We start from the raw sequence: 9,351 nt of genomic DNA, 5'->3' as shown, positions 1-9,351 counted from the left end.
TTTTGGGTGGCTCCCAAAAAGCCTTTTTCATTTTGACACGGCCAGCGCCGCCGCCAATCAAGGGTTTCCGCCTTTTTCCGCAGGATTTGTCTGGCCAAGTCCCCCCCCGGGATGGCCGCCGGATTGTTCCCGGACGTGCCTCCCCACCCCCGGCCCGGTATAAAACTTTGCACCCGTTGGACCAGCCGGGGGCCAGTCCCGGCAACGGGGTATGCTTTTGCCGCTGGCCTGTGGTAGGGTTCCCCGGTTGGAGCATCAAGGAACGACTATGGGAACGATCAGACAAGAAACACGCATCTTCATTGGCAAGGTCAGGCGGCTTTTCGCAGTCCATTTTCGCAAAGGCTACGTGGCCCGGCAACTCGACAACCGCCGAGGGGACTGCCACCAATGCGGGACCTGCTGTCATTTCACCATTGGCTGCCCGATGCTGACCCGTGACCATTTGTGCCGGGTGTATGGCAAATGCCGGCCCAAGGCCTGCCGGGTCTTCCCGATAGACCAACGGGACATTAACGACGTCGCCCAATGCGGCGGGGTCTGCGGCTACGATTTTGCCGGCCAGGCCAACACCGGAAGACCAGGCGCATCCCCGGGCGCGGCGCCTGGGCCACATCCACGGAAACCGAGTTGACCGGCGCAGCGTCCGGGACAAAGCCGGCGGGGCGTGGGTGCTTGGCCTGACAAGGCCGTCGCCTGGCATTGCGGGTGGGCAAACGGACAGAGTGCTCGCCGCCGGTGTCGTTTCGAACCAAGACGGGCCGGAGTGGCGGCCACCGGCCGCAGCCTGACAGGCGGAGTGCGGCCGGACCAGGCGGTACAAATTTCTGCCCGCCTTGGCCGGCTTTTCCGGAAGGGTACAGGATTCTGTACGGGCAAGACGGTGTTTCTTTGTGGGAAGAGGTTCGACCAAAGATGCAACATGCCGTATTTACAGTTGTTTATTATTGATTGAAACCAAGCCCAGTCTTGGCACGACTCCTGCTCTATAGAAAATACCTTCCTCTGAATGAACATTTTGCAAAAAGGCTTTTTGGGTGGCTCCCAAAAGGCCTTTTTCCTTTTGGCCGGGCCGGCGTCGCCGCCAGCCAGGCGTTTCTGGCCTTTTGCCGGGTGTTGGCCCGGCCCGGCCGCCCCGGAGCCGGCGGCCAGGCCCTTTGCCTGCCCGCCTCTTTGGTCCCTGGCCGGTATAAAATCCTGCACCAGCCTCTGCCCTGTCCGGCCGGCGGCCGGGGAATGTGCCTGGCAGCACTTTACAATGGGGTAGAACGCATTACTTCTATCATGCAAGGCAGCCCCGAAGAGGGATGCCGGCAAAGAAACCCCGGATGGAGGGTGGAAGCCGATGTGCAAGGAAATCTCATAGCAGGCGAAATGAGTCGCCCCGGCAGGAAGGCCCCACAGGCAATGCGCCAAGGCCGATAAGACGATACGATTTATCCTATCGTTGGGGGGAGAGAGGACGACCAGGCAACATGGTTGTCATGCCGCACAAGGCAAAAAAATTTCGGTAACGCTCCAATTTGTCAAGTAACGACCTCGCTTGGCCCTCAAAAGGCCAGGCGAGGTCTTTTTTTGTCCCGTACACCAGTCGACTGGTAGCCGTTCAGAATGGTTTTGCCAACGAACGGGCCGGACTTGCGGTCCGCTGCCCCGGCCCTGTACCGGTTTGCCCGAAACGCCCACGAGCCCCTGGCCTCTTGCCTGTCATTGCCAAGCGTCCAACCGCTTTCGGGCCTGGCTGCCCGGGCCATGGAGGCGCATCCTCCACCCGGCCCGGGAGACGGAGGCCGCCAATCCCGGCAAGGCGAAATGGCCTTGCCGGGTGCGGCACCGTCCAGGCGAAAATGAAAAAGAGTTATGGTGACAACATGATTCTTCCTTGCTAACTCACATTGGGAAAATTGGTTTATCCTGGATTCCGGCGCAGGTCGCGACGATTGTATGGGTTTTATCAGCGTTGAGGACACCCCGGGTATGAAAAGAAATTTTGCTGTAACAGCGCTTGCTCTTCTGTTGGCCCTGCATATCGGCTCTGGATGGACACAGGGAATCGACCGCCAGATGTTTAAAATTGAGTCGTCCCTGTGTGAGGATGTTGATTCCAGAGTTTGTACTGAGCAGTTGCTTGAAGCGGAGCGGAAAGTGAAGTCCCGCGGAGCGGTTGTTCACCGGGGATGACCTCCCCCCATGGCTGTGGCCGGCCCGGTGCCCAGCAAACGGCCCGACACCTGCCGTGAGCCGCTGGGGCAGGGGCCACGGGGGGGCGATGGCCTTGACGACGGTGCTTGCCCTGTGCAGGCCCAAGGCCGCCTGGCCAAAGCGCTCCGGCAAGGCCAGGGCCGCTGTCCAGGCGACATGCCGCCGTCATACGGTCCACAATGGGAAGGAGCAACATGGCCGACGCCTGCGGGGACAATCGCCGGACCCAAGCACAGTGTCCGCAGAAAAAGGGCTGGCAGGGTGTTACCGGGCCGTTGCTGACCCTGGCCCTGGCCGGGACGCTGCTCTGGCTCGGGAAGGTGGACGTCCATGTGCCAAATCCAGTCCTTTTTTTCGCCAATCTCATTGTCCTCTCGGCCTTTCTGGGCGGCATCTGCTCCGGCCTGGCCAGCGTGGCCGTCACCTTCGCCTTTGTCCTGATCTACTGGAGCGCCCCTGGCCACGTGTTGCAGTATGCGCCGAGGGACCTTGAGCGGCTGGCCGTGCTGGCCCTCACGATGCCTCCCCTGGGGCTGCTGGTTGGCCGGCTGCGGTTGGCCTATGAACGCAAGCAACGGGAACTTGTCGCCCAAAACGTCCAACTCGCCACGGAATTGACCCGCAGAGCGGCCCTGGAAGAGATGCAACGCGATGTGGACCATATTCTGCGTCACGACCTGCGCACGCCGCTGACCGGGATTATATCCATCCCCGAATTGCTTTTGGAAGACGGCAACCTGACGGAGAAGCAGCGAGAGCTGTTGGACATGGTTTCCGTGGCCGGGAGCAAGATGCTCAACCAGATAAACAGTTCCCTGGAATTGCGAAAAATTGAGGATGGCTCCTACACGTGCCAGCCTGAGCCCTGTGACCCGGCCAGGATCCTGCAGGACAATTTCAGGATCTTGTCGGTACGGTCTCCAGCGGGCAGGCCGCGGTTTCGGCTTCTGGCGCCTGAGCCGGTCCTGCTGCAAACGGATTGCCGCATCCTTGACGCCATTGTCGCAAACCTGCTGGGCAATGCGCTGGAAGCCAGCGACCGGGACGCGCCGGTAGTCGTGGAGTTGGTCCAGGAACAGGGGGAGTGCGTCATCGCCATTGCCAACAATCGTCCGGTGCCTGAGGAAATCCGATCACGTTTCTTCGAGAAATACGTCACGGCCGGGAAGGTCGGGGGAACGGGACTTGGAACATACAGCGCATGGCTGATGACTACGGCCCTTGGCGGTACAATCGCCATGGACACCTCGTCGGAGGCGGGCACGAAAGTGACGGTTCGCATCCCGCTGGGGACGAACTGATGCGCGCCGCAGGAGGGGTGCTTCGCCGCAAGCATCTTGTTGATGCATGGGGAATCATCTCTCAAAGGGTCTGTATCTGAAGCAACCAGGGTAAGAAGCAGATTATGAAGAGCAGCAAATGGCTTGAAGCAGTGGCCGTATTGGCAATTGTTGTTTCTTTTTATTTGTTTGTGCTCAGGAGATTGAAGTCTGAACTCAGGGATCAAATCCTTGAAGCAAAAAAGATGGTTCGCCGCGCTCATACGTTTGACGTCAAGGATGCCGTCATAAGTGAGGTCGTCAGACGTCGCACGGCCGACTGCTCCCTGCTGCGGGGCGATCCGACAACGAAAAAAATGCTTGAAATTAAAAGTGCTCTTTGGGAAAATTTCCAAGCTCAAAGACTATGTCAAGCCGGAATTGGATCTTAAAGTATTCTATAACAGTCAGCTCGAATGCCTTGAAGTCGAGGCCAGAGAGCTTCAGTTTTATGTCACTGTCTTGGAATATTATCGAAGAAGACTGGTCCTGTTCAGTTATTTCAGGAAAAGAAAGAAATGCTTTGCCTTGCGGTTGAGCCATAAAGGCGATGTCCTGGTTGAAAGCGAAGACATATACGTTGTCTTTAAGATACTCGTCCGCCTTTTACTCAGTCATTTCCCGCCAGACGTGTTGCTGCGTGAAGAGCATCTTCCGGCAGGGGCGCAGTGTCATCCCGAAGGCCCTTGAGGCCCCTCGGCGGCCTTGTCCCTGACCAACTTCCGTCCGCCCAGGCGAGCCGCGGCCGGTATTTCCCGCCCCAGCCAGGCCCCTGGCGGCGTCGTGCCCCAGGCATCTGCCCAGGGCCGGGCTCGGGTGGGCCTTCGGTCCGGGTCGCTCGCACGATCGGGAAGAAGCCCCGCCCACGGCGTCCAGGGCGTCGCAAGAAAGCGTCGGAGATGTTTCCAGGGGCAAGACGCACGAAGGGTCGGGCACGGCAAGATAGACCGGACTGCTTGAGCGGTCCTGTCTTTTTCAGGCAGCAGCGGGGCTGGCGGGAAAAGCAACGGCAACGGGGGCAAAGGACAAACTGACGGCTGCTTTGGCCAAAAAGAGGGCAAGCAGCGGTGGGGGGAGCGACGGTTGCTTTCGGCCTGGAAGGACCCGCAACGGGGCAGCCGGCGTATCCGGCTGCCCCGTTGTGGGAGGGTGCTACGGTTATTCCTTGGCAGCGGGCTTCTGGCGGCGCTCCCACAACTTCATGTCCTTCATTTTGGCCCGGCGCTCTCTGGCCAGCGATTTGCAAGCCAGGGCCTGGGTCTTCTTGAAGCCATACTTGGCCCGGTATTCCTCAGGGGTCAGGCCGTGGGAAGCAAGATGCTTCCGGGTGATGACCTTGAAGGACTTGCCGCACTCCAGACAGGTGATGGAGGCTTCCTTGATGGCCTTTTTGGGGTCCATCGCAGGGGCGGCCGGCTCTTCTTTTCCAGGCATAGTCTGACCGGTGGTCAGGGCGGCAATGCCGCTGGCCACGGATTTGACCATGCTTAAAATCTCTTCCTCAGTCATGGGACGCGAACCGGCCTGAGCCTTCACGATCTCCAGGGCACTCTGCAAATACTCTTCCATGGTTTTCCTCGTGGTGAATTCAAATTGGAGTCGGCGGTATACATACTGTTCAGGTAGGAATCAAGGGGTAATATAACACATCCCGGTGAACAGTAAAGAAGACAATCACCTTGCGCCGGTATGCCGGCCAGCGGCCGGTTCTGGAGACTGGTGTTGTCCTTTTGTAGCGCAACGCCTGATATAGGCTAATGAATTAGGGAGACTCTTTTGGCAAGGAAAAAAAGAAACAACCAGGTGCGGCTTCGCCACGGTCAGCGTCCGGGGGCCGATTGCGGAAAGATTGTGGTCGCGGCGACCTGGGACCAGGCCAGCTCGGGCCGTGCGCCCCGTGCGGCCATGGCCCGGCGATGGGCCAGGTGGGCCGGCGCAGCCAGCCCGCCGGCCAGACTGCCGGCGAGCAGGGCGGCGGCCTGGCTGATCCGGCCGGCGCACAGATGGGCCAGGGCGGCCGCGGCCGCCGAGGCCGGTCCGAGGACCAGGGCGGCGGCAGCCCGGCCGGCCGGAAAACAGCGCACCGCTGTCAAAAGGGCGTTTCGCTCGCACAAGAAGGTCTTTTTAAAGACGCCGTAGGCCCGGGCCGAGGCACCGCCCACATGGCTGGCCCGGGCCTCTGGCAGACACAGCAACCCATAGCCCAGGCTTAGCAACCGAAGGGAAAGTTCGACGTCCTCGAAATACATGCCAAAGGCGTCGCAAAAGGGTCCGGCTCGCCGGATGGCCCGGCCGGAGAGCAGCATACACGCGCCGGTGAGGCCGGGAACGCCACGCGGCTCCTGCCCGGCAGCCGCCACCGGCCGGCCGGCCAGGGCGTCCACGGCCCGGCCCGTGGCCCCGATCAGGCAGCCGGCGCTTTGAATGATCCCGGGGCGGCCGGGAAACGTGAGCAGCGGCTGGCAGGCCGCGATGCCTTGATCCCCTTCCAGGCAGCGCACAAGCTGTCCGAGGCATTCCGGGGAAACGACGACGTCGGCATTGGCCACCAGGACAAAGGCGGCGCTGCGGGCCAGGGCATGGGCGATGCCCTGGTTGGCGGCCGGGGCGAACAGACGGTTTCGGGAGTTGCGCAACAAGGCAATGTCGGGGAATCTGGCCCGGGCCGCTTCGGGCGAACCGTCCGTGGAGGCATTGTCCACGACGACCACCTCCGGTCTGACCCGGCCGGCGGCCAGGGCGGCCAGGCAGTCGAGCAGCCCCGGTCCGCCGTTGTGGTTGACGACAACGGCAAAAACGCGGCCCGGCCGGGCGGGCGGAGGGGACATGGCGGACGGCGTGTGCGCAGTGGTGGTCAACTGGCGGGGGGTGGCCGACACCGTGGCCTGTGTGGCCTCGTTAGCGGCCATGAGCCAGCCTGCCGGGCGCATTTTCGTGTGCGACAACGGCTCGGATGACGGCTCGGCCCAGGCCCTGGCCGCTGCCCTGGGCGGGACGCCGGGCCTGCGCCTCCTGGCTTTGCCGCAAAATCTCGGCTTTGCCGCCGGCTGCAACGCCGCCGTGGCCGCCGCTCTGGCCGAAGGCGGGGTGCGGATTTTTTTTGTTCTGCAATCCCGACGCCGTCATGCACCCCGAGGCCCTGGCCGCCTTTGCCGCAGATGCGGACAAGCGTCCCGACGTCGGGCTTTTCGGGGCCACGGTGGTGGAGGCCGCCCGGCCGGACCGCCTGCAGGCGGCCGGCGGAAGCCGGTATTACCCGGCCCTGACCGTCCACCGGCCGGCCCATGCCGGCCGGCGGCTGGCTGCCGTTTCCGACCTGCCCGAGCCGCAGCTGGACTACATTTCCGGGGCCTGCCTGTTCGTGCGCCGGGAGGTGTTTGACCGGGTGGGGCTCTTTGACCCCGGCTATTTTCTTTTTTGTGAGGAGCTCGACCTGTGCCGCCGGGCGGGCCGAGCCGGTTTCGGCCTGGGCTGGACCCGGCAGGCGGTTTGCGTCCACGTCGGCGGGTCCTCGCTGGCCCGGGTGGCCGGCCCGGCCCGGGAGCGGGCGGCCTTTGCCCAGTACCACGAAACGGCAAGCGCCCTGCGCTTTGTGTGGCGACACCATCGGGCGGTCTTTGCCGTGGCCGCCGCGTTTCGCCTGTGCGGCAAGCTGGCTGTGCTGGCCCGGCGGCGGGAACTGCATCTGGCCGGGGCCCTGGCGGCCGCCTACCGCGACTTTGTTACCGGCCAAGGTCCGGTTCCTGGCGGCTCTCGACCACCCGGCCGGTTTTGGGGTCGGTGACCGTCCAGACCCCGCCGTCCGGCCGGGCCACTTCCACGGTGTCGCCGGCAGCCAGTCCCGGCAGGCCCAGGGCCGCAGCCTTTTGGGGATCGCCCACCACGACCATGGCCCGGCCGCCGATTTCCGGCCCGCGGACCAGCGCCCTGGCCGCCGGAGCCTGGACCGCGCCAGGGGGCGGGCCAACAGCAGCAGACAAGACCGGAAAAGCAACTGTAGCCAGACCCCAACACGTCAGTGCGACAAGTCTTTTTTTGAACTGCAGCATCATGCCTCCGGCACGTACGGCGTGCCTGTTGGATCAATTCCAACATGATACCCCAGGGCGGGTTGGAACGGAAGTGCCGTCAGAGGTCTTGGACGGACTGCGGTGCGTGTCATGGCAATTGACTTTGCCCTGGCGTTTTCGTAGATGGCTGTGGTGTTGGGGGCTTCAGGGAGACCGCTTTCGGGGAGCGGTGCAGGCGGCTGGTGCCGCATATCCTTTGTTCTTTATCTGCTGCTTATTCCGATTTGGTGAGACGGTTTCCTGGTGCAGCATTGGGCGACAGGGCAGTTTTTTTCGGCGGCTTCTCTTATGATCCCGCTACAACTGTCCGGGGAGTGCCGCCTTGGATTTGTACCATATCCCGTAGACGCCATGTCCGGTGCGACAGCTTCCCGGTGGCCTGGAGAATGGGACGCCATGGGCAAGAAGAGTATTGTTTGTCTGGCCAAGCGGAGACGCATCCTGTCTCAGACCCTCTCAGGACTTGTCCTCATGTTGCTGGTCCTGGTCTTTCCGCTGGCAGTTGCGGCGCAAAATGCCACGCAGCAAACGACGAACGACATTGTTCGTTCTTCCACCCAGTCGGTTGCTTCCCTGATCAGCGGGCGGATTGAATTCGTCAACGCGCCCATGGCTCCGATGCCTCCGGGTTCCGGTCCTGCCCCCGGACCCGGCGACGGCAAGCCCCGTGACGGGGGCATCCCTGTGCCCGGCAAGGACCGGGCCGCCCTGTCCTTGCCGGCCGGTTCGGCTCCGGGCTTTGCCGGCAATACCATGCTGGCCATGGCTGCCCTGGGCGAGCAGACGGGCCTTTCCGCCGGTGACGAGGCCGCCCGCCGCCGTTGCGGCGTGTGGGGCATGACCGCCGTCAACTGGATCGGCAGCAGCCAGTCCGGGGCGAGTTTCGACGGCAATCTGGTCACGGCCATGACCGGGTTTGACTACCGCATCCTTGATCCCCTTGTGGCCGGCGTGGCGCTTGGCTACCAGTGGGTCGATCTGACCACCCACTACAATCAGGGTTTTCTCAAAAGCGGCGGGCTGACGGTCATGCCCTACCTGAGTTACAGCCTGACGCCCAATCTGGTGGCCGACGCCTCTTTTGGCCTGGGTTTTAACAACTACAACACCGCCCGTATCGACACAGCGGCCTCCCAGGAAGTAAACGGGCATTACAACAGCCTGCGCAGCCTTGGTTCGGCCAATCTCACCTACTATCATCTGACCGGAAACTGGACGCTCTCGGCCAAGGCCGGGACCATTCTGGCCAACGAGTACCAGTACTATTACGTTGAAAACAATGCCACGCGCCACGCTCCCATGAACACGTTTCTTGGCGAACTGATCATTGGCGGCAAGGCGGCGTACCGCTACAAGATGTTCGTGCCCCAGATCGGCATCAACTACCTCTATGACTATGCCCTGGCCGGCGGTGGCGACCGCGACGAGGTACAGGGCGTACTGGCGCTTGGGGTGCAGGCTTCCGACCGGCTGCTGATCAATTTTGAGTGCGCCAATTCGTTTTTCCGGGAATACACCCGCAACACCAGCCTGACCGGTGCCATCCGCTTCGAATTCTAACTTTTCTTCTGTCAGGCCACGCTCCCGTCCTCTGTCGCGGGCCCCCGGCCGCCGGAGGCCCTCTTCCTGCTTTTCATACTCCACTTCCGCCAATCGACCTGGCAACGCGCAATGCAAACAAACCCCAGGTGGGATTCCAAAGGGCACTGCCCTTTGGCCGCCGGAGGCACTCTTCCCTCTTCTCTCCTCTCCTCTCTCAT

At 62.3% G+C, this 9,351-nt stretch carries 9 protein-coding genes and 1 pseudogene; 7 read left to right on the top strand and 3 right to left on the bottom strand.

The features are described 5' to 3' along the window. The first annotated feature begins 1,944 nt into the window (after positions 1-1,944). The 4 genes from DVDV_RS22550 to DVDV_RS22885 all read left to right on the top strand — a co-directional run bounded on the left by DVDV_RS22550 (position 1,945) and on the right by DVDV_RS22885 (position 4,211). Positions 1,945-2,181, top strand: coding sequence for a hypothetical protein (locus DVDV_RS22550; protein ID WP_139311699.1), 237 nt, complete (start codon positions 1,945-1,947; stop codon positions 2,179-2,181). Between the two features lie 215 nt (positions 2,182-2,396). Further along, a complete protein-coding gene (locus DVDV_RS20690; RefSeq protein ID WP_075356470.1) occupies positions 2,397-3,503 on the top strand; it encodes a sensor histidine kinase KdpD in 1,107 nt (368 codons plus the stop codon). A gap of 104 nt (positions 3,504-3,607) precedes the next feature. After that, positions 3,608-3,913, top strand: a complete 306-nt coding sequence (locus DVDV_RS22545; RefSeq protein WP_139311698.1) for a hypothetical protein — start codon at positions 3,608-3,610, stop codon at positions 3,911-3,913. After that, positions 3,843-4,211 (top strand): hypothetical protein, encoded by a 369-nt coding sequence (locus tag DVDV_RS22885; RefSeq protein WP_175577144.1) that lies wholly within the window; start codon positions 3,843-3,845, stop codon positions 4,209-4,211. The genes DVDV_RS22545 and DVDV_RS22885 overlap by 71 nt, the downstream gene beginning before the upstream one ends. Before the next feature lie 468 nt (positions 4,212-4,679). Here DVDV_RS22885 and DVDV_RS20680 read toward each other — a convergent pair whose 3' ends face one another. Beyond that, positions 4,680-5,090: a MucR family transcriptional regulator gene (locus DVDV_RS20680; RefSeq protein ID WP_075356468.1), complete on the bottom strand. Its 411-nt coding sequence runs from the start codon at positions 5,088-5,090 to the stop codon at positions 4,680-4,682. A gap of 251 nt (positions 5,091-5,341) precedes the next feature. Further along, the gene (locus DVDV_RS20675; protein ID WP_075356467.1) at positions 5,342-6,430 is read right to left on the bottom strand and encodes a glycosyltransferase family 2 protein; all 1,089 of its coding nucleotides are present in this window, start codon (positions 6,428-6,430) and stop codon (positions 5,342-5,344) included. Here DVDV_RS20675 and DVDV_RS23980 point away from each other — a divergent pair. Continuing rightward, positions 6,348-6,542, top strand: a pseudogene (locus DVDV_RS23980) (glycosyltransferase family 2 protein); the annotation flags it as partial. The gene DVDV_RS20675 and the pseudogene DVDV_RS23980 overlap by 83 nt on opposite strands. 79 nt (positions 6,543-6,621) lie before the next feature. Beyond that, entirely contained in the window at positions 6,622-7,305 is a 684-nt protein-coding gene (locus DVDV_RS20665; RefSeq protein ID WP_075356466.1) for a glycosyltransferase, read from the top strand. Here the strand turns inward: DVDV_RS20665 and DVDV_RS20660 are convergent. Next, positions 7,244-7,501: a hypothetical protein gene (locus DVDV_RS20660; protein ID WP_139311697.1), complete on the bottom strand. Its 258-nt coding sequence runs from the start codon at positions 7,499-7,501 to the stop codon at positions 7,244-7,246. The two genes, DVDV_RS20665 and DVDV_RS20660, sit on opposite strands and share 62 nt — an antisense overlap. Positions 7,502-7,987: 486 nt before the next feature. On the opposite strand from DVDV_RS20660, the gene DVDV_RS20655 reads away from it, so the two are divergent. After that, on the top strand, positions 7,988-9,151 hold the full coding sequence (locus DVDV_RS20655; RefSeq protein WP_175577141.1) for an autotransporter outer membrane beta-barrel domain-containing protein: 1,164 nt from the start codon (positions 7,988-7,990) through the stop codon (positions 9,149-9,151). Positions 9,152-9,351 lie beyond the last annotated feature (200 nt).

Origin of the sequence: Desulfovibrio sp. DV, assembly GCF_001936595.1 — a bacterium.
Taxonomy (GTDB): domain Bacteria; phylum Desulfobacterota; class Desulfovibrionia; order Desulfovibrionales; family Desulfovibrionaceae; genus Solidesulfovibrio.
The sequence above is the reverse complement of the archived record's forward strand: the minus strand, read 5'-3'. Positions and strand labels throughout refer to the sequence as shown.